Origin of the sequence: Zhihengliuella halotolerans, assembly GCF_004217565.1 — a bacterium.
Classification (GTDB): domain Bacteria; phylum Actinomycetota; class Actinomycetes; order Actinomycetales; family Micrococcaceae; genus Zhihengliuella; species Zhihengliuella halotolerans.
The window spans coordinates 1,415,387-1,441,185 of record NZ_SHLA01000001.1; the positions used below are offsets into that span (position 1 = coordinate 1,415,387).

General features: G+C 65.7%; 28 protein-coding genes and 1 other RNA gene. 13 read left to right on the forward strand and 16 right to left on the reverse strand.

Features of this window, described 5'->3' with window-relative positions; all coding sequences use genetic code 11:
- Window positions 1–351 precede the first annotated feature (351 nt).
- The 3 genes from EV380_RS06330 (at window position 352) to EV380_RS17015 (ending at window position 5,009) form a co-directional block, all read left to right on the forward strand.
- A complete protein-coding gene (locus tag EV380_RS06330) occupies window positions 352–4,146 on the forward strand; it encodes a multifunctional oxoglutarate decarboxylase/oxoglutarate dehydrogenase thiamine pyrophosphate-binding subunit/dihydrolipoyllysine-residue succinyltransferase subunit (protein ID WP_102157825.1) in 3,795 nt (1,264 codons plus the stop codon).
- Between the two features lie 97 nt (window positions 4,147–4,243).
- On the forward strand, window positions 4,244–4,849 hold the full coding sequence (locus EV380_RS06335; RefSeq protein WP_130450108.1) for a GDSL-type esterase/lipase family protein: 606 nt from the start codon (window positions 4,244–4,246) through the stop codon (window positions 4,847–4,849).
- An 82-nt stretch (window positions 4,850–4,931) separates the two neighbouring features.
- Window positions 4,932–5,009, forward strand: a complete 78-nt coding sequence (locus EV380_RS17015; RefSeq protein ID WP_373278143.1) for a 50S ribosomal protein bL37 — start codon at window positions 4,932–4,934, stop codon at window positions 5,007–5,009.
- A 76-nt stretch (window positions 5,010–5,085) separates the two neighbouring features.
- Here the strand turns inward: EV380_RS17015 and rsrA are convergent, their stop codons facing one another.
- Entirely contained in the window at window positions 5,086–5,352 is a 267-nt protein-coding gene (gene rsrA, locus EV380_RS06340) for a mycothiol system anti-sigma-R factor (protein WP_130450110.1), read from the reverse strand.
- Window positions 5,352–6,005, reverse strand: a complete 654-nt coding sequence (locus EV380_RS06345; RefSeq protein ID WP_130450112.1) for a sigma-70 family RNA polymerase sigma factor — start codon at window positions 6,003–6,005, stop codon at window positions 5,352–5,354. The genes rsrA and EV380_RS06345 overlap by 1 nt, the downstream gene beginning before the upstream one ends.
- A 217-nt stretch (window positions 6,006–6,222) precedes the next feature.
- On the opposite strand from EV380_RS06345, the gene EV380_RS06350 reads away from it, so the two are divergent.
- The 10 genes from EV380_RS06350 (at window position 6,223) to crcB (ending at window position 14,263) form a co-directional block, all read left to right on the forward strand.
- Complete coding sequence (locus EV380_RS06350; RefSeq protein WP_102157821.1) at window positions 6,223–6,741, forward strand: DoxX family protein; 519 nt, start codon at window positions 6,223–6,225, stop codon at window positions 6,739–6,741.
- Window positions 6,742–6,745: 4 nt separating this feature from the next.
- On the forward strand, window positions 6,746–8,104 hold the full coding sequence (gene aroA, locus EV380_RS06355; protein ID WP_130450114.1) for a 3-phosphoshikimate 1-carboxyvinyltransferase: 1,359 nt from the start codon (window positions 6,746–6,748) through the stop codon (window positions 8,102–8,104).
- The gene (rsgA, locus tag EV380_RS06360; RefSeq protein ID WP_102157819.1) at window positions 8,091–9,194 is read left to right on the forward strand and encodes a ribosome small subunit-dependent GTPase A; all 1,104 of its coding nucleotides are present in this window, start codon (window positions 8,091–8,093) and stop codon (window positions 9,192–9,194) included. Before aroA ends, rsgA begins: the two co-directional genes overlap by 14 nt.
- A gap of 21 nt (window positions 9,195–9,215) precedes the next feature.
- The gene (gene hisN, locus EV380_RS06365) at window positions 9,216–10,013 is read left to right on the forward strand and encodes a histidinol-phosphatase (RefSeq protein WP_102157818.1); all 798 of its coding nucleotides are present in this window, start codon (window positions 9,216–9,218) and stop codon (window positions 10,011–10,013) included.
- A gap of 115 nt (window positions 10,014–10,128) precedes the next feature.
- Window positions 10,129–11,151: a metal ABC transporter solute-binding protein, Zn/Mn family gene (locus EV380_RS06370; RefSeq protein WP_207219334.1), complete on the forward strand. Its 1,023-nt coding sequence runs from the start codon at window positions 10,129–10,131 to the stop codon at window positions 11,149–11,151.
- Window positions 11,148–11,876: a metal ABC transporter ATP-binding protein gene (locus EV380_RS06375; protein WP_130450116.1), complete on the forward strand. Its 729-nt coding sequence runs from the start codon at window positions 11,148–11,150 to the stop codon at window positions 11,874–11,876. Before EV380_RS06370 ends, EV380_RS06375 begins: the two co-directional genes overlap by 4 nt.
- Window positions 11,873–12,724, forward strand: coding sequence for a metal ABC transporter permease (locus tag EV380_RS06380; protein WP_130450118.1), 852 nt, complete (start codon window positions 11,873–11,875; stop codon window positions 12,722–12,724). The genes EV380_RS06375 and EV380_RS06380 overlap by 4 nt, the downstream gene beginning before the upstream one ends.
- On the forward strand, window positions 12,724–13,377 hold the full coding sequence (locus tag EV380_RS06385; protein ID WP_130450120.1) for a metal-dependent transcriptional regulator: 654 nt from the start codon (window positions 12,724–12,726) through the stop codon (window positions 13,375–13,377). Before EV380_RS06380 ends, EV380_RS06385 begins: the two co-directional genes overlap by 1 nt.
- Entirely contained in the window at window positions 13,374–13,880 is a 507-nt protein-coding gene (locus EV380_RS06390) for a fluoride efflux transporter FluC (RefSeq protein WP_130450122.1), read from the forward strand. Before EV380_RS06385 ends, EV380_RS06390 begins: the two co-directional genes overlap by 4 nt.
- A complete protein-coding gene (gene crcB, locus EV380_RS06395) occupies window positions 13,877–14,263 on the forward strand; it encodes a fluoride efflux transporter CrcB (protein ID WP_130450124.1) in 387 nt (128 codons plus the stop codon). The genes EV380_RS06390 and crcB overlap by 4 nt, the downstream gene beginning before the upstream one ends.
- Before the next feature lie 29 nt (window positions 14,264–14,292).
- On the opposite strand, the gene EV380_RS06400 is transcribed toward crcB, so the two are convergent.
- The 14 genes from EV380_RS06400 to EV380_RS06465 form a co-directional block, all read right to left on the reverse strand.
- The gene (locus tag EV380_RS06400; RefSeq protein WP_130450126.1) at window positions 14,293–14,712 is read right to left on the reverse strand and encodes a YrdB family protein; all 420 of its coding nucleotides are present in this window, start codon (window positions 14,710–14,712) and stop codon (window positions 14,293–14,295) included.
- A 189-nt stretch (window positions 14,713–14,901) separates the two neighbouring features.
- Window positions 14,902–15,277: a transfer-messenger RNA gene (gene ssrA / locus EV380_RS06405) on the reverse strand.
- Window positions 15,278–15,371: 94 nt separating this feature from the next.
- The gene (gene smpB, locus EV380_RS06410) at window positions 15,372–15,863 is read right to left on the reverse strand and encodes an SsrA-binding protein SmpB (protein ID WP_102157801.1); all 492 of its coding nucleotides are present in this window, start codon (window positions 15,861–15,863) and stop codon (window positions 15,372–15,374) included.
- 73 nt (window positions 15,864–15,936) lie between these two features.
- Window positions 15,937–17,472, reverse strand: a complete 1,536-nt coding sequence (locus EV380_RS06415; protein ID WP_102157800.1) for a M23 family metallopeptidase — start codon at window positions 17,470–17,472, stop codon at window positions 15,937–15,939.
- 76 nt (window positions 17,473–17,548) lie between these two features.
- On the reverse strand, window positions 17,549–18,463 hold the full coding sequence (ftsX, locus tag EV380_RS06420) for a permease-like cell division protein FtsX (RefSeq protein WP_102157799.1): 915 nt from the start codon (window positions 18,461–18,463) through the stop codon (window positions 17,549–17,551).
- The gene (gene ftsE / locus EV380_RS06425; RefSeq protein WP_102157798.1) at window positions 18,460–19,263 is read right to left on the reverse strand and encodes a cell division ATP-binding protein FtsE; all 804 of its coding nucleotides are present in this window, start codon (window positions 19,261–19,263) and stop codon (window positions 18,460–18,462) included. The genes ftsX and ftsE overlap by 4 nt, the downstream gene beginning before the upstream one ends.
- 230 nt (window positions 19,264–19,493) lie before the next feature.
- Window positions 19,494–20,135, reverse strand: coding sequence for a 3-oxoacid CoA-transferase subunit B (locus EV380_RS06430; RefSeq protein WP_207219335.1), 642 nt, complete (start codon window positions 20,133–20,135; stop codon window positions 19,494–19,496).
- 12 nt (window positions 20,136–20,147) lie between these two features.
- On the reverse strand, window positions 20,148–20,927 hold the full coding sequence (locus tag EV380_RS06435) for a CoA transferase subunit A (protein ID WP_130450128.1): 780 nt from the start codon (window positions 20,925–20,927) through the stop codon (window positions 20,148–20,150).
- Window positions 20,928–21,037: 110 nt separating this feature from the next.
- Window positions 21,038–22,153 (reverse strand): peptide chain release factor 2, encoded by a 1,116-nt coding sequence (prfB, locus tag EV380_RS06440; RefSeq protein ID WP_102157796.1) that lies wholly within the window; start codon window positions 22,151–22,153, stop codon window positions 21,038–21,040.
- A 17-nt stretch (window positions 22,154–22,170) separates the two neighbouring features.
- Entirely contained in the window at window positions 22,171–22,563 is a 393-nt protein-coding gene (locus tag EV380_RS06445; protein ID WP_102157795.1) for a hypothetical protein, read from the reverse strand.
- A 65-nt stretch (window positions 22,564–22,628) separates the two neighbouring features.
- Window positions 22,629–23,132, reverse strand: a complete 504-nt coding sequence (locus EV380_RS06450) for a hypothetical protein (RefSeq protein ID WP_130450130.1) — start codon at window positions 23,130–23,132, stop codon at window positions 22,629–22,631.
- Window positions 23,125–23,556 carry a TadE family protein gene (locus tag EV380_RS06455; protein ID WP_130450132.1) on the reverse strand — a complete coding sequence of 144 codons (432 nt, stop codon included), beginning with the start codon at window positions 23,554–23,556 and terminating at the stop codon, window positions 23,125–23,127. The genes EV380_RS06450 and EV380_RS06455 overlap by 8 nt, the downstream gene beginning before the upstream one ends.
- A gap of 249 nt (window positions 23,557–23,805) precedes the next feature.
- Window positions 23,806–24,210, reverse strand: a complete 405-nt coding sequence (locus EV380_RS06460) for a hypothetical protein (RefSeq protein WP_130450134.1) — start codon at window positions 24,208–24,210, stop codon at window positions 23,806–23,808.
- Window positions 24,211–24,317: 107 nt separating this feature from the next.
- Window positions 24,318–25,607: a hypothetical protein gene (locus EV380_RS06465; RefSeq protein WP_130450136.1), complete on the reverse strand. Its 1,290-nt coding sequence runs from the start codon at window positions 25,605–25,607 to the stop codon at window positions 24,318–24,320.
- Window positions 25,608–25,799 lie beyond the last annotated feature (192 nt).

Sequence of the window (25,799 nt, forward strand, 5' to 3'; positions counted from 1 at the left end):
CCGCACTGGCCGGCTCCGCGCAAGCGGAGAGCTGGGTCGAAGCGTTGTCGGATGCAGATTCAAGGGTTTTGCCGGCACCAGTAGCCGCGCAGTGGATGCGCACGGCAGGCCGGCTCAGAGAGTGACTGTCCATAAGGATTCCCAGTCTACTCAACGGGGCGCAGAATCGGGTACGCGTCCCGTTTCGCCCGCTCCTCGCGGCGGCTCTGCAGGGTGACGACATGCACCCGGATTGATTCGCAACGAGACGCGAAATGTCACTAGACTGGCCCGAGGTCTAAGACTGATACCACGCGGCCTGCTCCGCGCGGTACAACGCGGCGAGGCAATTCAAGGAAGAGGCGTATACACGTGCCAGATCAACCGCATCACCGGCTGACAGAAGAATTCGGCGGTAATGAGTGGCTCGTTGACGAGCTGTACCAGCAGTACCGTCGAGACAAGAACTCCGTCGACAAGAAGTGGTGGGATGTCTTCGAGTCCTTCGAAGACAACGGCAGCGCAGCCCCGGCCGCCACCTCGGCGGAGAGCCCCGCCGACAACGGTGCCGCGGCCGCCCCGGCGGGCGCACCGCGTTCCGCCACGCACGCCCGCGTCGTCGACACGACCGGGACCACGGCCGGTTCCTCGAGCGAGTCCTCGACCGGCTCCGGTCAGGAACGCATCCCCGCCGACCCCTCCCCCGATAAGACCAAGCAGAAGCCGGCCCCGAAGGCTGCGCCGATCCCGGCCGAATTGCCCAAGTCCCAGAACGGCGAGGCGTCGACCGAGGAAGACATCGTCAAGCCGTTGCGAGGCCCGGCCAAGGCCATCGCCACCAACATGGAGGCTTCGCTCACCGTCCCGACGGCGACGACCGTTCGCGCCGTCGCAGCGAAGGCCCTGATCGACAACCGTGTTGTCATCAACAACCACCTGGCCCGCGCCCGCGGCGGCAAGGTCTCGTTCACGCACCTGATCGGCTACGCCGTCGTGCGTGCCCTCAGCCTCTTCCCGTCGCAGAACGTGACCTACGACGTCGTCGACGGCAAGCCCGCCGCCGTGCAGCCGGCCCACGTGAACTTCGGCATCGCGATCGACCTGCCGAAGCCGGACGGCTCGCGCATGCTGGCCGTGCCGAATATCAAGAAGGCCGAGACGATGAACTTCTCGGACTTCTGGAACTCCTACGAGGACCTGATCCGCCGGGCCCGCGGCAACAAGCTGACCGCGGACGACTACGCGGGCACCACGGTCTCGCTGACCAACCCGGGCGGCATCGGCACCGTCCACTCCGTTCCACGGCTGTCCAAGGGACAGGCGACCATCGTCGGCGTCGGCGCGCTCGAGTACCCGGCCGAGTACCGCGGCGCCAGCGAGAAGACGATCGCGCGCCTCGGCGTGGGCAAGATCATCACGCTGACCTCGACCTACGACCACCGCGTGATCCAGGGTGCCGGCTCTGGCGAGTTCCTGCGCATCGTCGAGCAGCTGCTCCTGGGCGAACAGGGGTTCTACGACGAGATCTTCGAGGCCCTGCGCATCCCGTACGAGCCGGTGCGGTGGGTTGTCGACAACCAGGTCGACGTCGACCTCGAAGTCAACAAGATCGCCCGCATCCAGCAGCTCATCCACGCGTACCGCGTCCGTGGGCACCTCATGGCCGACACCAACCCCCTGGAGTACGTCCAGCGTCGCCACCCGGACCTCGACATCCAGACCTACGGCCTGACGCTCTGGGACCTGGACCGCGAGTGGGTCACCGGCGGCTTCGGCGGCAAGCAGCGACTGCCGCTGCGCAAGATCCTCGGCGTCCTCCGCGATACGTACTGCCGCACCACCGGCATCGAGTACATGCACATCCAGGACCCCCAGGAGCGCGAGTGGTTCCAGTCCGAGCTGGAGCACGAGTACTCGAAGCCGACCCGTGAAGAACAGCTGCGCGTCCTCAGCAAACTGAACTCCGCCGAAGCGTTCGAGACGTTCCTGCAGACCAAGTTCGTCGGACAGAAGCGGTTCTCCTTGGAGGGCGGCGAGTCCTTGATCCCGCTGCTCGACGCCATCATCTCCGATGCCGCTGACGCGCGTCTCGACGAGGTCACCATCGGCATGGCCCACCGCGGTCGCCTCAATGTGTTGACCAACATCGCCGGCAAGACCTACGCGCAGGTCTTCCGCGAGTTCGAGGGCACGCAGGACCCCCGCTCCGTTCAGGGCTCGGGCGACGTGAAGTACCACCTCGGCACGGAGGGCAAGTACGTCTCCGATCAGGGTAACGAGACCAAGGTCTACCTCGCGGCCAACCCGTCGCACCTCGAAGCGGTCGATCCGGTGCTCGAGGGCATCGCCCGCGCCAAGCAGGACCGTCTTGATCGCGGCCCGGAGGGCTTCTCGGTCCTGCCGATCCTGGTGCACGGCGATGCAGCGTTCGCCGGCCAGGGCGTCGTGGCCGAGACCCTCAACCTCTCGCAACTGCGCGGATACCGGACCGGCGGAACGATCCACGTGGTCGTCAACAACCAGGTTGGATTCACGACAGCGCCGACCGCGTCGCGTTCCTCGGTCTACTCGACCGACGTCGCGAAGATGATCCAGGCACCGGTGTTCCACGTCAACGGCGACGACCCGGAAGCCGTCGTCCGCGTGGCCCAGTTCGCGTTCAAGTACCGCGAGAAGTTCAACAAGGACGTCGTCATCGACATGGTGTGCTACCGCCGCCGTGGCCACAACGAGGGGGACGATCCCTCGATGACGCAGCCGATGATGTACAACCTCATCGAGGCGAAGCGCTCCACCCGCAAGCTCTACACCGAGGCTCTCGTCGGTCGTGGCGACATCACGCAGGAAGAAGCCGACCAGGCCCTGCGCGACTATCAGGACCGTCTCGAGCGGGTCTTCGCCGAGACGCACGCCGCCCAGACCTCGCCGATCCCGGCGATCAGCTCGGACGGCACGGTCAACGACCTCGAGCTCCCGACCGCGCAACTCGGCGACGACGTCAACACGCCGACGACGACGGCGATCTCCGCCGAGACGCTTGAGCACATCGGCCGGGCCCACACGGAGATCCCGGAGAACTTCACGGTCCACCCGAAGCTCAAGGCGCTGCTGGACCGCCGTGCCAAGATGTCCACCGAGGGCGGCATCGACTGGGGCTTCGCGGAGATCGCCGCGTTCGGCTCGCTCTCGATGGAGGGCGTACCGGTCCGCCTCGCCGGCCAGGACTCGCGCCGCGGCACGTTCGTCCAGCGCCATGCGGTCTTCCACGACCGCAACAACGGCGACGAGTGGATGCCGCTGCAGCACCTCTCGGACGACCAGTCGAAGATCTGGATCTACGACTCGCTCCTGAGCGAATACGCGGCGATGGGCTTTGAGTACGGTTATTCGGTCGAGCGCCCTGACGCTCTCGTCCTCTGGGAAGCTCAGTTCGGCGACTTCGTCAACGGCGCCCAGACCGTGATCGACGAGTTCATCTCCTCCGCTGAGCAGAAGTGGGGTCAGCGCTCCTCCGTTGTGCTGATGCTCCCGCACGGCTACGAGGGACAGGGCCCGGACCACTCCTCCGCTCGCATCGAGCGCTTCCTGCAGATGTGCGCCGAGAACAACATCGTCGTGGCGAACCCGTCCACAGGGGCGAACCACTTCCACCTGCTGCGCCGTCAGGCGTACAGCCGCCCGCGCAAGCCGCTGGTGATCTTCACGCCGAAGCAGCTCCTGCGCCTCAAGGCGGCGGCGTCGCCTGTCGAGGACTTCACGCAGGGCTCGTTCCAGACGGTGATCCCGGACGCCGGCTCGCTCACGGCTTCGGACGTCGACCGGGTCGTGCTCGTTTCCGGCCGGCTCTACTACGACCTGGCTGCGGCGCGGAAGAAGGCCGACGATGCGAAGACGGCGATCGTCCGGGTCGAGCAGCTCTACCCGCTGCCTGTCGAGGAGATCCGCGCTGAGCTCGCGAAGTACCCGAACGCGGACGTCGTGTGGGCGCAGGATGAGCCAGCCAACCAGGGCCCGTGGCCGTTCATCGGGCTGAACCTCCCGCAGGAGCTGGACCGCCCGGTTCGTCTGGCCGCGCGGCCGGCGTCGGCGTCGACCGCAACGGGTTCGCACAAGCGACACGACGGTGAGCAGGCGACACTGCTGCAGCAGGTCTTCAACCGAGACTGATCGCACATGAGCACGGGGGCGGACACGTTGGTGTCCGCCCCTGTCGTTTAAGAGGACCCTTGTTAGGGTTGAACAACTGCCAGCAGAAAGGACCCTCGTGGAACAACGCACTATTCGCTTGGTGGCCGTCGGAGATGAACTCTTGGCCGGTCACGGAGATCCACGCGCCTTGGGCTGGTTCGGTCGCGTTCTCGCCCGGACGCAGAGCCCCGACGTGACGTTGCAGAGCTTCCAGCTCGCCGCGCCGCGGGAGGGCACGGAGGCCCTTGCTCAGCGGTGGTTCACCGAAGCCGCACCGCGATTCTCCGAGACGGCCGAGAACCGCGTCGTCATCTCCCTCTCCGATGCCGACCTCGACGAAGATCTGTCCACGGCGCGCAGCCGGCTGAATCTGGCCAACATCCTCGATGCTGCGTCCCAGAACAGCATCAAGGCACTTGTCGTGGGACCGCCTCCGGGCCTGGATACGCAGCGCAATGCGCGTCTGGGTGAACTCTCCAACGCGTTCGCGGACGTGACGAGCCGACGTCACCACGCCTACGTCGACACGTTCTCTCCCCTCCAGCACCACGAGCAATGGCGAAGCGATCTCGCCGCGAACAACGGTGCTCCCGGACAGGCCGGGCACGGGCTCATCGCCTGGCTTGTCCTGCACCGTGGTTGGTACCAATGGCTTAATGTCGCGGAGCCCACCGCCGGTTAGGACCGGGGCGGCGGATGTGGGACACTGGTATGCAGTCCTTTGGGGATGATTCATCCTTTGACGAACCAATAAAGGAGTCACCATGAGCAGCAAGCGTGCACGCAAGCGTAAAGATCGCAAGCGCGGCGGCGCCAACCACGGCAAGCGCCCCAACAGCTAAGCGACGCGCTCCATGCGGAGCAATGGAGGCCGGCACCCACTCGGGTGCCGGCCTCCGGTGTTTAATGCGGAGCGCGCTAGCCGTGCCGGATCTCGACACGGATCTCGCTGATCCGCGTCATGATCTTCGACTTCAGTGCGTCCGGTGCCTGCTCGCTGCAGGACCGCTTCACCACCGAACGGATGATGCACTCCAGGTCGTACTCCTGGGCGCACTCGTCGCAGTGCTCGAGGTGGTTCTTGACGTCGTTGATGTCCTCGACCGAGAGCGCCCCGTCGAGATACTCGTAGAGCCGGGCGATCCGCGAATCGTCGCAGTTGCCCAGCGACTGGCAGTCGCCCATTACTTCTTCTCCTGCTTCTTTGCCGCTGACCCGCGTTCAGCGCGCTTGTTTGCGATGCCCCGATCGGCGGCGTAGTCCGCCAGGAGCTCGCGGAGCTGCTTCCGTCCGCGGTGGAGCCGGGACATCACCGTTCCCATGGGGATGCCGAGGATCCCGGCGACCTCCTTGTAGGAGTAGCCTTCGACGTCGGCAAAATAGACCGCGAGACGGAACTCCTCCGGGATCGAGGCCAGAGCCGTCTTCACGTCGGAGTCGGGCAGATGATCCAGCGCCTCGGCTTCCGCGGACCGCAGGCCCGACGACGTGTGCTCGGCGGCTTCGACCATCTGCCAGTCCTCGACGGTGTCGGTGCTGGCCCGTTGCGGTTCCCGCTGCCGCTTGCGGTAGAGGTTGATGTACGTGTTGGTCAGGATGCGGTACAGCCATGCCTTGAGGTTCGTCCCCGGTTTGTACTGGTGGAACGCGGAGTAGGCCTTCGCGTACGCCTCCTGCACGAGATCCTCGGCATCGCTGGGATTCCTCGCCATGCGCAACGCGGCCGAATACAGCTGGTCGACGTACTGCAGCGCGTCGCGCTCGAATCGAGCGCGCCGCTCGTCGGTCGTCTCCGCCTCCGCATCGACGGTTTCCGTGCGGTTGTTTGAATCGGTCATCACGGTCCAGTCTACGCACGCCGGACGTTCCGCGACCGCGCTGGCACTACCGCCCACGGCCCACCTCCCTCTCCAATTGCCACTCGTCAGTTTCAACGAGTCCCTGCGGCTGCGTATTCCCGCGGGCCGGGCGCAGGCGGGGCGGGGCGTTCGCCCGCGCAGGCGACAAAAATGTAAGACTAGAGACTGACATGTCGGCTTAAGCGTTGGAGGAAGAATGTCCGCAGTCCGTTTGATCGCCCGTCCCCTGCTTGCGTCCAGCTACGTCTGGACCGGTGTCGAACGGCTGACGAAGCCGCGACAGACCGCTGACCGGTTGCGCCGTACGCTCGATCGGATCGCTGAGAAGTTCCCTCAGGCCGCCGTCGTCGCGGAACGCCCGGAGCTGATCGCCCGCGCGATCGGTGGCACCCAGGTCGCCGCCGGCGTCCTCTTCGCCGTCGGCAAGGCACCTCGTTTCTCCGCCGCCACGCTGGTGCTGTCCTCCCTCGTCGCTGCGGCCGATGACTACGCCGACTCCACTCTCGGAGAGAAGCTGAAGTCCGCCTCCCTCGCCGGCGGCGTGCTCCTGGCCAGCGTAGACACCGCCGGCCAGCCGTCTCTCGCTTGGCGCGCGCAGCACCTGAGCCGCGAGGCCCGCAAGCAACTGGCGCGCACGAACAAGGACGTCACACGCGCGGTGAAACGCACGGCCGAGGACGCGGCGAAGTCCGCCGAGGGCGTGCTCGGACGCTGATCGCATGACCGCCACCGAACCCGCAGCTGCCCCGATCTGGCCGGCACCCTACGCCTCCTCCCCCGTCGATGCCACCGTCCGCGTCCCGGGGTCGAAGTCCCTGACCAACCGCTATCTCGTCCTCGCCGCCATCGCGGACGGTCCCTCGCTCCTGCGCCACCCTCTGCACTCCCGCGACTCGGCGCTGATGATCGCGGCACTCGAGGCGCTCGGCGCCCGCATCGAGGCCGTCGATGGAACCGGAGCCTTCGGACCTGACCTGCGTGTCACCCCCCTCGAACCGAGCGCTCAAGCCGGTCCTGGGACGGTCGACATCGACTGCGGCCTCGCCGGAACGGTCATGCGGTTCGTACCGCCGGTCGCCGCGCTCACTGGACGCCCGACGCGTTTCGACGGCGATCCGCACGCTCGCGTGCGCCCGATGGACACCGTCGTCGACGCGCTGCGCCAGCTGGGCTTCACTGTGAACGACGACGGCCGGGGCGCCCTGCCGTTCATCGTCGCCCCCGGCGACGCTGCGGCTCCGGAGAACTCCACGGCCCCGGCACGCGTGCGCATCGACGCCAGCAAATCCTCGCAGTTCGTCTCGGCACTGCTCCTGGTCGGCTGCCGCCTGCCGGGCGGCCTCGTCCTCGAGCACAGCGGCGAGAGCGTGCCCAGCCTCGACCACATCAATATGACGGTCTCCGTCCTGCGCGAGGTCGGCGTCCAAGTGGAGACGACCGGCCCCACCGAGTGGACCGTCTCGCCCGGGCCCGTCCGCGCCTTCGACGTACTGGTCGAGCAGGACCTCTCCAACGCGGGGCCTTTCCTCGCCGCAGCCATGGCGACCGGCGGCACCGTGCGCATCCCCGACTGGCCGGCCGAGACAACCCAGGTCGGCGACCTGTGGCGGGAGATCCTGCCACGGATGGGCGGGCGCGTCGACCTCGCCGACGGCACCCTGACCGTCACCGGACCGGGGCGGATCGACGGCATCGACCTCGCCGACTCCTCCGAACTCGCCCCGACCGTCGCCGCCATCTGTGCTCTCGCCGAGGGCGAATCGCGGCTCAGCGGCATCGCGCACCTGCGCGGCCACGAGACGAATCGTCTGGAGGCCCTCGTCTCGGAGATCAAGCGTCTCGGCGGTGACGCCGAAGAGACCGCCGACGGCATCATCATCCGTCCGCTGCCGCTGCACGGTGGCGTCGTCGACAGCTACGCGGACCACCGCATGGCCACGTTCGGGGCTGTACTCGGCCTCTCAGTACCCGGCGTGGAGGTCGAGGATATCGGCACGACCAGCAAGACGATGCCCGAGTTCCCCGAACTCTGGCAGCGGATGGTGGACTCGGCCGGGGCTCCCGATGGCCAGGGATAGCTACGACTGGGACGAGTCCGACGTCCGCATCCGTCCGAGCAAGCGTGGATCACGACCACGCACCAAGGAGCGTCCGAAGCACAGCGACGCGGTCAAAGGACGTATCGTCACCGTCGATCGTGGCCGATACACGGCGATCGTCGATGAGGGAACTCCGGAGGAACGACTCGTCATCGCCGCGCGGGCCAGAGAACTGAACCGCAAACCAGTTGTTCCCGGCGATTTCGTCGGTCTCGTCGGCGACACGACGGGCAAGCCTGACACACTGGCTCGTCTCGTGCGCATCGAGGATCGGCACACCCTCCTGCGCCGGAGCGCCGACGATACCGATCCCGTCGAACGAGTCGTCGTAGCCAACGCGGACCAGCTCGTCATCGTCGTGGCTGCCGCCAACCCCGAGCCGCGCACGGGTTTCATCGATCGCGCCCTCGTCGCCGCGTACGACGCCGGCATCCACCCCATCCTGTGCGTCACCAAGGCCGATGTGAAGGAGCCGCGAGACCTCTTGGCGAACTATGCGCACGTCGACCTCGACGTCGTGATCAGCCGGAGCGCAAGCGACGCCGCCAGCGGCACCGACGCGCGCTCCGCCGACGGAGAATCCGCCCGGCTCGACTCGGCGGCACTGACTCAACTGCACGAGTTGCTCGACGGCAAGGTCAGCGCGGTCATCGGTCACTCCGGCGTCGGCAAGTCGACGCTCGTGAACGCCTTGACCGGAGCCCAGCGGGCCACAGGCGGCGTCAATACGGTGACCGGGCGCGGGCGCCACACGTCGTCGTCCGCGCTCGCTCTCAGGATCGAGGAGGCCGCGTCTGGGACCTGGATCATCGACACGCCCGGCATCCGTTCTTTCGGCCTGGCCCTCGTGGAAGCCGACAACATCCTGGGTGCGTTCCCAGACATCGCCCCTGGCGCCGACGACTGTTCCCGCGGATGCACGCACCGGGCCGGGGAACCGGACTGCGGGCTCGACTCGTGGGTCGAATCGGGACGGGCCGGGGATTCCGGGTCGGACCGGTTGTCTTCTTTCCGTCGCCTGCTCGGCGCGGAGGACGAGGTAGAGGCCAAAGAACTCGGTTCGCACTAGCGCTGCGGTAGGTTGGAAAGTATGACCACCGACGTGATGACTTACAACGACGACCTGCGCCTGGCCCACGTCATGGCCGATTCCGTCGATTCGCTGACCATGGGGCGCTTCAAAGCGCTCGATCTGGCCATCGACACCAAGCCCGACCTCACGCCGGTCACCGACGCGGATCGTTCTGCCGAGGAGGCCATCCGTGGCCAGCTCCGCCGCTCGCGCCCACGCGACGCCATCCTCGGCGAGGAGTTCGGGAGCACGGGCCATGGTCCCCGTCGGTGGATCATCGACCCGATCGATGGGACGAAGAACTTCGTTCGCGGCGTGCCCGTGTGGGCAACGCTGATCGCCCTCGTGGACGAGGGGCGCCCTGTGGTCGGCCTGGTCTCCGCGCCCGCGCTGGGCCGGCGCTGGTGGGCAGCCGAGGACATGGGCGCCTACGCCGGAAAGTCCATGTCCCGGGCCTCGCGCCTGAGCGTCTCCCGGGTCGGCAGCCTGGCCGATGCCTCCATGTCCTACTCCAGCCTCACCGGTTGGAAGGAGCGCGGCCAGCTCGACGGAATGCTCGACCTGCACGACAAGGTCTGGCGCACCCGCGCCTACGGCGATTTCTGGTCCTACTGCCTGCTGGCCGAGGGATCCGTCGACATCGCGACCGAGCCCGAGCTGGGCCTGCACGACATGGCCGCGCTCGTCCCGATCGTTCAGGAAGCCGGCGGGCGCTTCACCTCCTTGGATGGTGAGGACGGCTGCTTCGGAGGCAACGCACTCGCCACCAATTCCCTGCTGCACGACGAGACCCTCAGCGTCCTCAACGGGCACTGACCGCCACCCCCTGGCCACTCGATCGGCCCGTCACGATGTCGTCATCGTGACGGGCCGACGTCGTTTCCAATACCGCCGGATTGTGTCTTGGGCCGCAAAAGGGCAATATTTAGGCATGGCTAAAAATCTTGATTCAGTGCCGGCCCGAGGACGCGCCCGCGCCGAAGCCGCGACGTACCCCACCTCGGCTCGAAGTGTTCACGGGCTCCGTTCTCTGCGCACCGCTGCGGTCGCGACCACGCTGGCCCTCGGATTCGCGCTCAGCGGCTGCAGCGCGCCCGCAGACGCACCAGCGGCGACCGGGGACCAGGAACGCCCCGTCGTCCTGACGACGTTCAGCGTGATCGCCGATCTGGTCGGCCAGGTCGCCGGCGACCGCGCCGACGTCGTGTCTTTGACCAAGACGGGCGTGGAGATCCACGGCTACGAGCCGACCCCGTCTGATCTGGTCCGCGTGCACGAGGCCGACCTCGTCATGGACAACGGACTCGGCCTCGAACGGTGGTTCGAGCGCTTCGTCGCGGACGTCGACGTGCCCCACGTCGTCCTTTCCGACGGCGTCGAGCCGATCGACATCGCCTCCGGCGAGTACTCCGGGCGCCCGAACCCGCATGCCTGGATGTCGCCGACGGCCGCCAAGATCTACGTCGACAACGCCGTCGCCGCCCTCAGCGACCTGAGCCCCGAAGACGCCGACTACTTCGCGGCCAACGGCGAGGACTTCAAGGACGAACTGGACGCCCTGGCCGAACGGACCGCCTCCGAACTTCCCGCCGACGGGGCCGCCCTGGTCACGTGCGAGGGTGCGTTCTCCTACCTTGCGCGCGATCTCGGGCTGCAGGAACACTCGCTGTGGCCGGTGAACTCCGATGTCGAGGGGACGCCACAGCAGATCCGCTCCCAGATCGAGTTCGTCAAGGACAACAACGTGCCGGCGGTCTTCTGCGAGTCCACCGTCAACGACGGCGCCCAGAAGCAGGTCGCCGCTGCCACTGAGGCCGAACTCCTCGGTCCGCTCTACGTGGATTCGCTCTCGGACGCGGACGGCCCGGTGCCAGACTTCCTCTCCCTGATCGCCTACGACCTAGACCTGATCTCGGCAGGACTCGGCGACGGGGCGGCGGAGGACGACGAATGAGCGTCATCCGCGTTCGCGACTTGACGGTGTCCTACGGGCCCGTCAAAGCGCTGGATGGCGTCGATTTCGATGTCGAAGCGGGCAGGCTTTGCGGCCTGGTCGGCGTGAACGGCAGCGGCAAGTCCACGCTTTTCAAGGCGCTGATGGGCCTTGTGAACCCCAACCGGGGCGAGATCAGCCTCTTCGGACACGGCCAGGCACGGGCCCGGAAGGAGGGTCTGATCACCTACGTTCCCCAAGCCGAGGACGTCGACTGGACCTTCCCCGTCAGTGTGCGCGATGTCGTCCTGATGGGCCGCTACGGCTACATGGGGCGCTCCCGACGGCCCTCCCCGGCCGACCGGGCCGCTGTCGACGAAGCCCTCGACCGCGTCGATCTCGCAGGGCTCGCCAAGCGCCAGATCGGCCAGCTCTCCGGCGGGCAGAAGAAGCGCGCGTTCGTCGCCCGCGGCATCGCTCAGGGCGCCGAGCTAATGCTGCTGGACGAGCCGTTTGCTGGGGTCGACGTGACGTCGGAGAAGCTCATCATGAAGTTGCTGACGTCCCTGACGGCTGAGGGCCGGACGATCCTGATGTCGACACACGACCTTGCGGGCGTGCCCACGTTCTGCACCCAGGCAGTGCTGCTCCATCACAGCGTCCTCGCCTCCGGAACACCCGCCGACGTCCTCACAGATGCGAACCTCGCCCAGGCATTCGGCGGTCCCCGGCAGGAGGAAGCATGAACATTCTGAACGCACTCACCGAGCCCTTCGCCTACGGCTTCATGAGCAACGCGCTCACGGTCGCCTTAGCGGCCGCACTCGTCTGCTCCGTCCTGTCATGCTGGCTCGTGCTGATGGGGTGGGCACTCATGGGTGACGCCATCTCGCACGCCGTCCTGCCCGGGGTCGCCGTCTCGTACTTGATCGGCGTCCCCTTCGCCGCCGGAGCCCTCGTCTTCGGGCTCGGCGCCGTCTTCCTCATCGGAGGGCTGCGCAACACGACCGCGTTGAAATCAGACACCGCGATCGGCGTGGTTTTCACCACCCTGTTTGCGCTGGGATTGGCCATCGTCTCGAAGACGCCCAGCGACGTCGACCTCGGGCACATCCTCTTCGGCAACGTCCTCGGCGTCACGACACCGGACCTCGTCCAGGTATGTGTCCTGGCCGTCATCACTCTCGGGATCCTCCTGTACCTGCGCAAGGACCTCATGCTGCTCGCCTTCGACAAGGTGCACGCCCACGCACTCGGCATCAACACTCGCGCCCTGAATTTTCTGCTTCTCGGGCTCCTCGCCCTGACGGTGGTCACGAGCCTGCAGGCCATGGGCATCATCCTCGTCGTCGCCATGTTGATCATCCCGGGGGCGACCGCGTTTCTCTGGACGCGCAGCTTCGGTCGGATGCTGCTGGTCTCCGCCGGGCTCGGCATCGCGTCAGCAGTACTCGGTCTATACGTCAGCTATTATCTGGATGTGTCCGCCAGCGCCGCCATCGTCCTCGCGCAGGCCCTGTTCTTCGCCGTCACCTACGTCGCCGCGCCAGAGCAGGGCATGATCGCCCGTGCACGGCACCGGAGGGCGGCCTGATGGCGCCCGGCACGCACGCGCCGGAGGCCGAGTTCAGCCCGAGCGAGGAGAACTACCTCAAAGTCGTCTACGGGCTCCGCGAGTGGGATCAGCAGAAGATCACCACCGGCCGGCTCGCAGCCAAGCTCGGAGTCTCCCCCGCATCCGCGACGACGATGGTGGCCAAGCTCGTCTCGCGCGGTCTCCTCAACCACCCTCCCTACGGCTCGGTGAGTCTCACCGATGCGGGCCGGGAGGTGGCCCTGAAGATCGTCCGCCGCCACCGACTCATCGAGACGTTCCTCGTTGACCAGCTCGGCTACGCCTGGGACGAGATACACGACGAGGCGGAGGTCCTCGAACACACGGTCTCGGAGCGGTTCATCAACCGCATCGACGCCCTGCTGGGCCACCCCGTCAACGACCCCCACGGCGACCCGATCCCGACCGCCGATGGGGAGTCGCGGATTCCCGACGCGACGAGGTTGGACCGCGCCCCGGAGGCCGCCGCCGTCGTCGTGCGCATCAGCGACGTCGACCCGTCCCTGCTGCGCACCTGCGCGGCCAAGGGCATCGTTCCCGGCGCAACGCTGGACACACGCAGACACGGCCTCACGGACGACGACGCCGCCGCCATCTGGGTCGCACCGACCGCAGTCAGGGCTGACGGGTGAGCGGAACGGCCGAGCGCACCACCCTCTTCCCGCTGCGCGCCCTCGGCGCAGTCGCGGCCGCCGGCTTCGCGGGCACCCTGCTGCGCTACGGGCTCTTCCTCGCGTTCGATGGCTCCAACGGGCCGCTCGCGTCCGGTGCCGCCTCGCTGCCCTGGGGCACGTTCACCGCGAACATCCTCGGATGCCTCGCGCTGGGAACTCTCACCGGCTGGTGGGAGACCGCCGGACGCCTGCATGCATCTGGAACGGGTACCGTGCGGCTGGCGGTCGCAGGCGGCTTCCTCGGCTCGTTTACGACGTTCTCGGCTGTCGCCGTCGTGCTGCCGATCGCGACGCTCTCCGGAGCCGGCGATGTGTGGCTGCTGTTCCTCTACACGATGCTGACTGCGCTGTCGGCCTGCGCCGCGGCAGGAATCGGCCTGCTCATCGGCCGCAAGATCGAGCTCGCTTCGCGCCCGGAGCTCGCACGAGATAGGAAATCCGACGGAACGGAGGGGCCATGACCGCCCTGTTGCTCGCCTTGGCTGTCGGGGTGGCCGGCGCCGCGGGCGCCGTCGTGCGCGTCTGGCTGGATCTAGCTCTCAACCGTCCCCAGCCGACGCCCGTTCCGCTGGGGACGTTGTGCGCCAACGTCGCCGGCTCACTCGTTCTGGGCGCGGTCATGGCTGCGACACTGACCTCGGGCTTGCGACACGACGTCCAGATCGTCTTGGCTGTCGGGCTCTGCGGAGGACTCAGCACCTACAGCTCGTTCGGCGTCGCGACGATGAGGGAGTGGCTCGCGGGGCGCTACGGCTGGGCCGGACTCAACGTCGCGGTCAATCTGGTTCTCGGGTATGCCGCGGCCGCCCTCGGGTGGCTCACGTTCACACTTCTGTCCGGGTAGAGACCCACGCTCTGCCCCGGGCCGGAGTGCTACCGGGCAGCCCGACGTCCGCTCGGCTGCGGAATCGTTGCCCCAGCGCCGCCGTCTTCTTGTGCACCGCGTTGCTTCTTCGCGGGCGCGTTCAGCGTGGCGCGCAGGCGCCACGTCAGCCCAACGCTGACCAGGGCCAGTGCTAGGAAGATCCACCCGAAGGTAAGATGCCCCAGTCCGATCAGCGCGGCCGCGCCAGCAACGAAAAGCATATGCGCGAGCAGGGGACGTAGTGGCCAGCGCAGCCGGAACTTGGAGGTCGACGTGAGGAATACGGCCGTCAGGATCGCCGCGGGAAGCCCCGCAACGGCCAGTGCTGTGACCGGTTCGAGGTCCCATACCGCCATCGCACACATCACGATCGCGCCGATCAGGGCGACTTCGAGCAGGAATGCGAGCGCGTTGACGGTCTTGGTCATACGAAAAGCGGTCCTTCCTCGGACGATGTTCGACGGCCTCGTCGTTACATTCTATGCATGTGCCCGGCGAGTAGCGGCAACCTGGCGTCGCCGGGGCGCCGGACGACGTTGTCTCCCGCCCAACCGCGACCTGCCGCGGCGATCCGGGCAACAAAAAACCCGCCCAGGCGCATTGCCTGGGCGGGTTGTTCGTGGAGATGGCGGGAATTGAACCCGCGTCCGATGAGGTGTTGCCTGGTCTTCTCCGGGCGCAGTCTGCTGTGGGATTTCTCTGCCCCATAAGCCGTCTCGCAGACGAGCGGCTTGCATCCCTGGGCACAGTCGCCTAAAAGTCCCGAGCACATCAGCGACGAATGTGCTCAGCAGTGGCTATCTAATCGACGCCAGGCTCAGGGGCGATAGCATACCCTGGCTGACGGACTGTCTGGCTGCTTAGGCAGCGAGAGCGAAGTCAGTGCGCTTAGAATCGGCACTTATTGGTTTGCAGAGGGCGTTTTCGAGATAACTCTGCATCCTCGGCCCGCTTCTCCTGACGCGACTCACATCGTCGAAACCGATCATCCCCGTATTTTGTTGCCAATGACGGTCACCCGCCACGATCCCGAAGCCTGAACTCCGGAAGTACTCAGTCTAACGCACTATCAGCACGATTTCATTCCCTAGGCACTGCGCCGATTGCGCTCGCGCATCGCGCGCAGCGCTTCTCGGTTGTCCTGCTTCTCTCGCAGCGTGTGCCGCTTATCGAACTCGCGCTTGCCCCGTGCGACCGATATTTCGATCTTCACGCGGCCGCTTTTGAAGTACAGCTGTAGCGGGACGATAGTGTTGCCGCTGTCCTGGAGTTCCCGCTGGATCTTCGTCAGTTCCTGCCGGTGCAGCAGCAGCTTGCGCCGGCGCCGCGCCGTGTGGTTGGTCCACGACCCGTTGAGGTACTCGGGGATGTAGATCTGCTCGATGAAGAGTTCGTCGCCGTAGAACTGCGCGAATCCATCGACCAGGGAGGCCTTCCCTTCGCGCAGCGACTTGACCTCGGTCCCGGTGAGGACCATGCCCGCCTCGAAAGTATCCAGCAGGGTGAAGTCATGGCGCGCCTTGCGGTTGGACGCTATGACGTGATTCGCCGGATCTTTGGCGGTTGATTTCTTGGCCACGGCACCTCCCCTTTCAGCATCGAGCTCCGGACGGCAGAACCTCCATCCTACGCTACGGGGACTACGGGTAGAGTCAGAGCAGACCCAGCGGGTTGACGGCTTGGCCGTTCAGAATCGTCTCGAAGTGCAGGTGGCAACCGGTCGAGTTTCCGGTCGTGCCGACATAGCCGACGACCTGCCCCTTGGAGACCTGCTGTCCGTTGCGAACGGCGATCGAGGACATATGGTGGTAGTTCGTCGCCAGCGCGTTCCCGCGCACGACTCCATGGCTGACCGTGACCTTGTTGCCGGAGCTTCCGCCCCAGCCCGAGAACCACACTTCGCCCCCGGCCGCAGCATAGATCGGGCGCCCGCACGCGCCGCCGAAGCCGTAGTCGATTCCGGCGTGCAGGTAGCCGCCGGCGCCGCCGTAGTCGATGGTTCCGGCCGGCGTCGGACGCCAACCGAATCCAGAGGTGATGTAGGCACCGGCTGCTGCGGGGTTCTGCAGTCCCCAGGCGCTACTACTGCCCGAGCTGCTGGAGCCACCCGAGTTGCCCGAGCTGTTGGATCCGCTCGGCCGGCTCGACCCGTTCTCGCGGTCGGCCGTGCGCTTGGCTGACGCCGCTGCACGTTCGGCTTCGGCCGCCTTGCGCTGCTTCTCCTGATTGGCCCGCTCGCGTTCGGCCGCTTCGCGCGCCTTGCGCGCCTCTTCGGCCTTCCGCTTGGCCTCCGCCTCTGCTTTAAGACGGCGCTCCTCGACCTCGCGCTTGAGCTCTTCCTGCCGCTCAGCGATGTCGGAGATGACCTGCTTCTGTTCCTGTTCGTGCGCGGCGATCTGGCTCTTGATCTCTGGTCTCTTCGCCTCGAGCTCGCGACTCAGACTCTCAGCCTGACCGATGAGCTCGTCGACTTCGCGCTTCCTGGCCGCCGCTTCGTCTCGCGCGGATTGTTCGCGGGCGAGCGCCGCTTCCGCTTCGACCTTGAGTTCGCGGATTTCTTCCTCGACAGCTTCGAGCCTGGCTTGCGCGTTTCGCTCCGTGGCGGCCTTCTGGCTGAGGTCGTTGAGGACGGCGTTCTGGCTCCGCAGCGCCTGCCCCGCGAGATCGAGCCCGTCTGCGAGGTTGCCCTTCTCGCCGGCGTCGAGCATGAGGCTCAGGTTGCTCGAGACGCCACCGCGTTTGTAGGCCTGCGTCGCGATCTGGCCGATCATCTCCCGCGTCTCGTCGATCTTCTCCTGATCTTGCTCGAGATCCCGGTTGAGGTCGTCACGGGTCTGCTCAGCAGCAGCGACGCGCTCGCCAAGCGAGGCCACCTCCTGGGCGGCGCTCTGCACGCGCCCCTCAGCCTCGGCCAACGCCTGGCGAGCCGCCGGCAATTTGGCCTGGTGGCTCTGCAACTTGGCGGCGGTCTCCTGGATGTCCTTGTCCAGGAACTCCAGATCCGTCTCGAGGCCGTCGATCTTTCCCTCGATCTTGTCCTTCTGCTGGCCCTGCTCCTCGATCTGTTGCTTGAGATCGTCGAGTTCGTCCGCCACAGCGCCGGCTGCTCCCAGCCCGAGCGCGAGAGCGGCTGCGAGCGCGCCGCTCAAGACGGCGCGGGGCCATACACAGCCTTTTTGCTCTGCCAAGGACTTTCCTTCCAGTAGGTGGAGCGCCCGCTGAGCGGCCGCTTCACTTCAAGTGAACCGTTATCGGATCGATACGTCAAACCTTAAGGTAACGCCTCAACGTTAACATTGACGCGATACCCGCGAGTACGGCACCGAGAATTACTAGCCCCGGCGCGATCACCCAGACCTGAGAACTCGCGATGAATGCGGTCCCCGGATACTGCTGGGCCAAGTGCCCTTCGATGAAGTATCTCGCGACAGCCCACAAAGCGCCACTGGCGAGCAACGCTCCGATAACGGCCGCGATGACTCCCTCGAGGACGAAGGGCAGCTGGATCACCAGCTTGGACGCCCCGACGAGGCGCATGATGCCCGTTTCTCGCCGCCGGCTGAAGGCGGAGAGCCTGATGGTTGTCGCGACCAGAAGCACTGCGCAGACAATCATCACGCCCGCGATACCGAGCGAGACGAGCGAAGCGACGTTCATGATGGAGAAGATCTGCTCCAACAGTTCACGTTGATCGACCACGACGTCGACGCCCTCCATCGACGAGAAGAGTTCATTGATGACCTCATACTTCTCCGGGTCCACGAGCCGGACGCGGAAAGACTCCGGCAACTGATCCGCGGTGACCGTGTCGACGATCGGCGAGTTCTCGAACTGGTCCTGGAAGTGCGTGAGCGCCTCGGCCTGTGTCTCGTGCTGATAGCTGTCGACATAGGGAGCGACGGCGGGCGAATCCATCATCGACTCGATATCGGATCGCTGCTCGTCGGTGATCGCGCCCGCCGCGCAGGTCTGCGCCCCCGAATTATCGGCGCAGAGGAAGATCGAGACCTGGACCTTGTCGTACCAGTAGTCCTTCATCTGATTGATCTGCATCTGCAACAGGGCCGCGCCGCCGATGAACGAGAGCGACACGAAAGTCACGAGGATGACGGAGATGACCATCGAGAGATTCCGGCGCAAGCCGGATCCGATCTCGCTCAGGATGAATGCGAGTCTCACAGCTCGTCCTCCTCGGAATCGAAGGGTGCGATTGCCTGGGTTCCTGCGGAGGAACTCGTCCGGACCTCGGCGGCCGGCCTGAGCTCCCGAGTACCGTCAGCGTTGACGACGGGGATCATAGCCGTGTATTCGCCACCCGTCTCGTCGCGGACGATCCGGCCCTCGGCGAGTTCGACGACCCGGCGGCGCATGCTGTTGACGATGTCGTCGTCGTGCGTTGCCATGAGGACCGTCGTGCCGTTCTGATTGATCTTGTCGAGCACGTTCATGATGCCCACGCTCGTGGCCGGATCGAGGTTGCCGGTGGGCTCGTCTGCCAGCAGGATGCCCGGCTTGTTCACGATCGCGCGGGCGATGGCCACACGCTGCTGCTCTCCGCCGGAGAGCTCGTGCGGCATGCGGCGCTCCTTGCCCTCGAGCCCGACGAGCTTGATCACCTCGGGGACCGTCTCCCGAATGACGTGGCGCCCCTGGCCGATCACCTGCATCGCGAAAGCCACGTTGCCGAAGACGTCTTTGTTCGGCAGCAGCCTGAAGTCCTGAAACACCACGCCGATCCCGCGGCGCAGCTTAGGAACGCGCCAAGACGGAATGCGGGCTACGTTCTTGCCCGCCACGTGCACCTCGCCGGTCGTCGCCTGCTCTTCGCGCAGCACGAGCCGGAGGAACGTCGATTTGCCCGAACCGGATGGGCCGACGAGGAACGCGAAGTCTCCCCTGTCGATCTCAAGGTCAACACCGTCCAGGGCAGGGCGCGACTTCTGGTCGTACACCTTGGTGACGTTTTCGAATCTGATCATGACGGTTCTGCCCACGCCAACCACCGGTTTTGGTTACGCGCGCGGGACTTTTGCTGGGGGAAGTTACAGCACCGGCACTTGCACTGTAGCGGTCCGCAGGCGGCAGCCACGGCAAGGGCAGCCGCGTGTCGTTACCTGCCCGTTATGGCGCGCCAGGTTCGCGCGTCGCGGAGGACGGCACGACGGCGCCACAGGGGTCAAAGTGTCCCGACCGGCGCCGTCGTTCGCGCCTACGCCCCCGGGGCGACGGTCAGGGTGGCCCCGGTCGCAGCGACGACATCGTCGGTCGAAACACCGGGGGCGGTCTCGATGAGGAGCAGACCCCGTTCGGTCACGTCGATCACGGCCAGGTCGGTGATGATGCGGTCCACAACCGCCCTGCCCGTCAACGGCAGCGTGCACGACTCCAGGATCTTCGGGTCTCCCGACTTGGCAACATGCTCCATCAGGATGATGACCCGCTCGGCTCCGTGCACGAGGTCCATCGCGCCTCCCGGCCCCTTGACCATCTTTCCCGGGATCATCCAGTTGGCAAGGTCTCCGGCCGCGGAGACCTGCATCGCGCCGAGGATCGCGGCGTTGATCTTGCCCCCGCGGATCATCCCGAAGCTGGTCGCCGAATCGAAGTAGCTGGCCCCGGCGTTGACGGTGACCGTCTCCTTGCCGGCATTGATGAGGTCCGGATCGACGTCTTCCTCGAGGGGGTACGGGCCCACGCCGAGGATCCCGTTCTCGGATTGCAGGACGACGGTCACGTCGTCGGGAACATAGTTGGGCACGAGCGTGGGCAACCCGATGCCAAGATTGACGTAGTCGCCGTCCGCCAGCTCCGCAGCGGCGCGTCGAGCCATCTGTTCGCGTGTCAGTGCCATGGGATTCTCCTCTTACGCGGACTCAGCGGATCGGACGGTACGCTTCTCGATGCGTTTCTCGATGTCGCTGCCCACCTCGATGATGCGGTGCACGTAGACGCCGGGCAGGTGAACCTGATCCGGGTCGATCGCGCCGGGTTCGACGAGCTCCTCGACCTGGGCGATGCAGACCTTGCCGGCCATTGCGGCTGGGGGCCCGAACTGGCGGGCCGCCTTGTTGAAGACGAGATTGCCGTGGCGGTCGCCGCGGAGCGCGTGGACCAACGCGAAGTCGGTGACAATCGACTCCTCGAGGACGTACTCGTTCTCCACTCCACCAGGCGCGAACGGGCGGACCTCCTTGGGTGCCGAGGCCTGCAGGACGTTCCCCTCGGCGTCGTACTTCTGCGGCAGGCCTCCTTCGGCGACCTGAGTCCCGACGCCGGAGCGCGTATAGAAGGCGGCGATGCCCGATCCGCCGGCGCGCAGCTTCTCGGCAAGAGTCCCCTGGGGCGTGAGTTCGAGCTCCAGCTCGCCGCCGAGGTAGCGGCGTGCGAATTCCTTGTTCTCGCCGACGTACGACGACGTCATTTTGCGGATGCGCCCGGCCTCGAGCAGGACACCGAGCCCCCATCCGTCCACGCCGCAATTATTGGAGACCACCGACAAGTCGCCGGCGCCCTGGGCAAGCAGTGCTTCGATCAGAGCGATCGGGTTCCCCGACAGCCCGAATCCGCCGACGGCTAGCGAGGCACCATCCGGGATATCGGCCACCGCCTCCGCAGCGGTTGCGACCGTTTTATCGATTGCCATCGACCCTCCAGCACGAATCAGAAATACGGCCTCGTTGCCGCGTCGCTTCGATCCTAGCCACAATCGAGCACGATGTTAAGGCTCACTAACATCGCCGAAGGGCGCCAACCCTACCGCGCTTGCGAACGCTGTCCCGCGCGCCACCGAATTCCGGCGTCAATGAAGCCCGAAATAGCGCCATCGAAGACTGCGTCCGGCTGCGTCTCCTCGTGACCGGTGCGCAGGTCCTTGACCAACTGCTGGCCGTAGAGGAAATACGAACGAATCTGATCGCCCCAGCTCGCCGTCATGTTGCCGGCGAGTTCCTTCTTCTTCGCCGCCGCTTCCTCGCGCTGCAGCAGCAGCAGGCGCGTCTGCAGCACGCGCATGGCCGCCGCTCGGTTCTGGATCTGCGACTTCTCATTCTGCATCGAGACGACGATGCCCGTCGGCAAGTGCGTCAGGCGCACGGCGGAGTCGGTCGTGTTGACTGACTGTCCGCCAGGGCCCGAGGAGCGGAAGACGTCGATCCGGATGTCGTTCTCCGGGATCTCGACCTCCTGCGCCTCCTCCATCAGCGGGATGACCTCGACGGCGGCGAAGCTCGTCTGCCGTTTGTCGGCCGAGCCGAACGGGCTGATCCGGGCGAGCCGGTGGGTGCCGGCCTCAACGGAGAGGGTCCCGTAGGCGTAGGGCGCCTCGACCTCGAACGTGGCCGACTTGATACCCGCGCCTTCCGCGTAGGACGTGTCCATGACCTTGGTGGCGTAGCCCTGACGTTCCGCCCAGCGGAGGTACATCCGGAGCAGCATCTCGGCGAAGTCCGTGGCGTCGTCGCCACCGGCACCGGAGCGGATGGTGACGACGGCGGAGCGCTCGTCGTACTCACCGGAAAGCAGCGTGATGACCTCGAGGTCCTGCAACGCCTTGTGCAGGCTGACGAGCTCCCGATCGGCGTCGGCAAGCATATCGGCGTCGTCCTCGTCAGCTGCCAGCTCGACCATGACTTCGAGGTCCTCAATGCGCGAGGCGATGCTCTCGAGACGCTTGAGCTCGGCCTGCCGGTGGGAGAGCCGGGAGGTGACCTTCTGCGCCTCCGCCGGGTCGTCCCAGAGGTCCGGTGCGCCGGCCTGTTCGGACAGGTCCGCGACGTCGGCGCGGATCCCCTCGATGTCACTGACCGCTTCGATGGAGGCGTACGTCGCGCGGAGGGCGCGGATGTCTTCGGAAAAATCAGTTGTAGCCATGGTGCACCAAGCCTACGTCATTGATTCATGGCGGAACGCGCGTCGGATTCGACCCGGATCGGTATGCCGCTAGGGACGAACCAGCCGACGATCGGCGGGTCGACCCGCGCTTCGAGGACCACATAGGCGGTTCCGCCGTCCGCGGCCGCCCAAGCTCCGGCGAGGCTCAGCGACTGGAAGCGAGCATGGGCGTTCGTCCGGCCCAGATGAGTCTCACTGCGCGCCCGGACGGAGCTGTCAGTCAATCCAACGCCCGCGTTCTCGCCGAAGGACGCCCCGTTTGCGGCCGCGTCGGCCACACCGTCGGCAACGGACTGCAGCCGACGGGCCTCGAGGTTGACGCCGGTCGCCGCCAGCATCGCACTGATGGCGAGCAGGGCGATGACGACATAGCCGATGATCAAGATCATCGACTGCCCGTCCTCGTCCTTCAGTCTCCCGAGGCGGGGCCGGTTTCGGAGGCCGGGTGTCGTCATCACAGCCCCCCGAAAAGGCGCGTCGAGTCCGCGTTGACCGACCCGACCGCAGCGTCGACTCCCGGCGGCATGAGGGGCAGCTCGATGGAGACGGTCACGACGACGGTCACCGTCCCGTCGTGCTGCATGCAGCCGGGCGCACACGAGTATTCGAATTCGGTCGCGCCGGGGGAAATCCCCATGTTCTGGCTGGCTCTCGTCGCGGCGTCCCGTGCCCGGGCGGCCCCGCTGGACTCGTCCGGAGCATTGGCGAAGGCATGGGCGGCGTGATCGGCAGCGCCGACTGCCGCATAGCTGGCGGCCTGAATCTGCCCGGCCGCAAGAATCAGGTAGACCAGCGGGACCAGGAGCACGACCCCGAGCATGACGAACTCGATGACGGCCGACCCGGACTCCTCGGAGGCCACGGCACGACGGACGCGGTTGCCGAGGGACTTCAGCCGCGCCACGACGGACACCGGCCGCGTTTGCCCAACCGGACGAATGCTCCGCGACTCAGTCATAACCGAGTGCCTCGCCGCTGACCGTCAGGTCGCCGGCCACGGGCAGGAACCCCATCAACGGGAAGCCGGTTTCGATCACGATCCGAACGCCTTGGGCGTCGGCGACCCGAAACGTCTGCGCCGAGACGTTCTTGGCGAAGCTCGGCGAGAGCGATTCGGAGACGATCGACCGGGCGCGCTGGGCTCCGTCATCGGCCGTGCGGTCCGCCAGTGCGCCGTAGCGCGCTCCAGCGGCGGCGGCGTCCATGAGGGTATTACGCACGTGCAGAACAAGCGCGAGCTGGAGCACCGAGACGAAGACGGCTGTCAGGAGCGCTACGACCATGACGAATTCAGCAACGGCTGCTCCGGACTCGCCAGTTGCCCGGGCGCGGCTGTGCCGTGTCTGGTACACCTGCTCCTCGCCCTCGTCGAAGGTCGTCATGTTCGGTTGGTTCCGCGTCTCTAGCCGAGACCGGAAACGCGGTTGATTGCCTGCTCGAAGAGCTCGCTCAGTCGCGGCCCGGCGATGGCCAGAAGTGCCGCCACCAGCACGGCGGACATCAGCATGAGTGGTGCCTATTCGCACCCATTGAATTCGGCTGAGGTTTCAGCTCGCCGTCCCGCCCCCGGGCATAACAATGGGGCTGAGCCGGCAACAGATGCCAGCTCAGCCCCAGAGAAAGCGCGACTACTAGAGACAGTTGGTCGGGTAGGGCTTCAATTCGAACGTCCCGTTCGTCGAGACGCTGCTTTCACTCGACTCGCCTTCATCCGAGTAAGTCAGCGTGAATCCGGAAATGGATCCGGGCATCGACGTGTCTTGTAGAACGAGAATTGTCTCAATGAGACCTGTCTGCTGTGGGTCGATGATCGTCTCACCGCCAAGGCCGTCGGGGAAGTCCTCCGCGAACTGAATCCCTCCACGGGGTTCATCGTCGTATGCGTCGCCGATCGACCACTCAACGATCTCAATGTTCCTAGCGTCAACCGGCTTGACGTCAAGTACCTCGACGGAAGTCGACTCGGATTGGTTCGCAACCACCTCAACTCCGTACATGACCTCACCAGCTTCGTCAGCCGGCCCACAAGAGTCCATGCCGGATCCACCTTCTGGCACGTCCAGGACCGCGCTGTCCCATGATGAGCATCCGCTCAACAGAGTCACGATCGCGGCAGCGGCCACTGCGCGTGTCGTTCCAGATCTCACTTCTTGACCACCAGAAGACCTGGGTAGGCACCGGGATCGCCCTTGGTTCCGCAGACCTTTCGACTGGCTGACCAGAACGAGTGATCCATCTTGGTCTTCGACGTATAGCCGGAACGCGACGAAAGGTCGATTCCAATCGCCCCCGAGGTTTTCGCTCCAACAGAGAACGTCGATGCGCTCGAAGTCCACTGAGTGAACTTCGACCCGGGCACATACGTGCGGCAATAGCCGGAAGGAGCGTAGGGCGTACTCGCCGAAGCAGTCGTCGCACCGCCGGAATGCGAGAGCGGTCGATATTCGTATCTACTTGTTGTTCCGCTGCTTTGGTAGATGCAGCGGAGCACCCCATACCTGTAGGTTGTCCGCAGGTACGAGGACCCCGTTGTCTTTCGAGACGGGAAGGTCGTCGACGACCCGCTACCAGTGGTGTGGGTGCCACTGCGGGAGAACGACCCGTGCTTGCCCGTGTAAGAAAGAGCTACGCCCATCGTGCTCGTCGCGCCCGACTCGAACGTCAACTTCTGGGCAAAACCATAGTTCGTGGTCGATGAAGTTTGCCCGACCGTGACAGGCTCGACGTTCGTGTACATAACCCCACAGTTGCTCGGGATACTGGAAGTGGTCGTCGTAGCACGAGTCGCCTCTTGGGCCGCAGATTCCGCATCAAGCTGCAGGTTGAACTCCGCACCGTCACCGGAGTCCGTATCACCTCCGAGGTTCGAGGTTCGCGTTTGCACCGCACCTGGTGACAAATCCTCAGCAACGAAGTGCCCACTCTTGAGATCTGATTCCACCCAGACGGTACTGGCCGTCGTTGTGGAACCTTCGGCGGAGGCCCCGACGATGCTGATGTTCACAGGCCTGGGCCCGTCTTGCGCGTTCCGCGATTTCCCCGCCTGCGACGGCAAGGCCTTAAAGTTCGGTTCGACACGGTAGCTGCCGTCGGAATCGACTTCGGCGGTCCCGATCTCAATCAAGTCAAACGATTCTCCGACAGCAACATCGATGTCGTCTGGGAACGCATAAACGGTCACCGTCCCGTTATCGACTCGTTTGCCGGAGGCGTCCTTCAACTGGCCCCGGACCAGCGTTTGACTCGCGTCAACGGTCTTCTCCGTCTCACTTGAGAAGAGCTCACGCTCGCCAGGAGGGGCCGCAGCCCCGACGGTAGTCAACGTCAGGCCCGCTGAGATTCCGGCGATGGCTGAAAGTCGGACACCCCTCATGATCACTCGGCGTGCCCGCCTACTCTTTATTTGCCCCTCGTCTGGTCTAACAACCTGCATGCTCAGGTCCCCTCTGATAGGTTCCAGCCTCGCACGGTGTGATGCGTGACACGAAGGACGGTACCGCATTCGACAGACTAACGCGAGACGCCATACCCGAAATATTTGGAGCTACACCGCAAATTGGGGTGTTGTTCTCTTGCAGTCGACGAATATGAGAGATGCCTATTCACACCGCGAGATTCCGGGGCC

Bases quoted from the DNA above. Each gene is read 5' to 3' on its own strand.
- rsrA (WP_130450110.1), bottom strand. From the start codon at position 5,352: ATGGGCGACTGCCAGTCGCTGGGCAACTGCGACGATTCGCGGATCGCC.
- rsgA (WP_102157819.1), top strand. From the start codon at position 8,091: ATGGCCAGGGATAGCTACGACTGGGACGAGTCCGACGTCCGCATCCGT.
- ftsE (WP_102157798.1), bottom strand. From the start codon at position 19,263: ATGATCAGATTCGAAAACGTCACCAAGGTGTACGACCAGAAGTCGCGC.
- EV380_RS06460 (WP_130450134.1), bottom strand. From the start codon at position 24,210: ATGGACTCTTGTGGGCCGGCTGACGAAGCTGGTGAGGTCATGTACGGA.
- EV380_RS06435 (WP_130450128.1), bottom strand. From the start codon at position 20,927: ATGGCAATCGATAAAACGGTCGCAACCGCTGCGGAGGCGGTGGCCGAT.
- EV380_RS06380 (WP_130450118.1), top strand. From the start codon at position 11,873: ATGAACATTCTGAACGCACTCACCGAGCCCTTCGCCTACGGCTTCATG.
- EV380_RS06450 (WP_130450130.1), bottom strand. From the start codon at position 23,132: ATGACTGAGTCGCGGAGCATTCGTCCGGTTGGGCAAACGCGGCCGGTG.
- EV380_RS06400 (WP_130450126.1), bottom strand. From the start codon at position 14,712: ATGACCAAGACCGTCAACGCGCTCGCATTCCTGCTCGAAGTCGCCCTG.
- EV380_RS06465 (WP_130450136.1), bottom strand. From the start codon at position 25,607: ATGCAGGTTGTTAGACCAGACGAGGGGCAAATAAAGAGTAGGCGGGCA.
- EV380_RS06375 (WP_130450116.1), top strand. From the start codon at position 11,148: ATGAGCGTCATCCGCGTTCGCGACTTGACGGTGTCCTACGGGCCCGTC.
- EV380_RS06385 (WP_130450120.1), top strand. From the start codon at position 12,724: ATGGCGCCCGGCACGCACGCGCCGGAGGCCGAGTTCAGCCCGAGCGAG.
- aroA (WP_130450114.1), top strand. From the start codon at position 6,746: ATGACCGCCACCGAACCCGCAGCTGCCCCGATCTGGCCGGCACCCTAC.
- EV380_RS06350 (WP_102157821.1), top strand. From the start codon at position 6,223: ATGTCCGCAGTCCGTTTGATCGCCCGTCCCCTGCTTGCGTCCAGCTAC.
- EV380_RS06455 (WP_130450132.1), bottom strand. From the start codon at position 23,556: ATGACGACCTTCGACGAGGGCGAGGAGCAGGTGTACCAGACACGGCAC.
- prfB (WP_102157796.1), bottom strand. From the start codon at position 22,153: ATGGCTACAACTGATTTTTCCGAAGACATCCGCGCCCTCCGCGCGACG.
- EV380_RS06445 (WP_102157795.1), bottom strand. From the start codon at position 22,563: ATGATCTTGATCATCGGCTATGTCGTCATCGCCCTGCTCGCCATCAGT.
- crcB (WP_130450124.1), top strand. From the start codon at position 13,877: ATGACCGCCCTGTTGCTCGCCTTGGCTGTCGGGGTGGCCGGCGCCGCG.
- EV380_RS17015 (WP_373278143.1), top strand. From the start codon at position 4,932: ATGAGCAGCAAGCGTGCACGCAAGCGTAAAGATCGCAAGCGCGGCGGC.
- EV380_RS06370 (WP_207219334.1), top strand. From the start codon at position 10,129: ATGGCTAAAAATCTTGATTCAGTGCCGGCCCGAGGACGCGCCCGCGCC.
- EV380_RS06430 (WP_207219335.1), bottom strand. From the start codon at position 20,135: ATGGCACTGACACGCGAACAGATGGCTCGACGCGCCGCTGCGGAGCTG.
- hisN (WP_102157818.1), top strand. From the start codon at position 9,216: ATGACCACCGACGTGATGACTTACAACGACGACCTGCGCCTGGCCCAC.
- EV380_RS06345 (WP_130450112.1), bottom strand. From the start codon at position 6,005: ATGACCGATTCAAACAACCGCACGGAAACCGTCGATGCGGAGGCGGAG.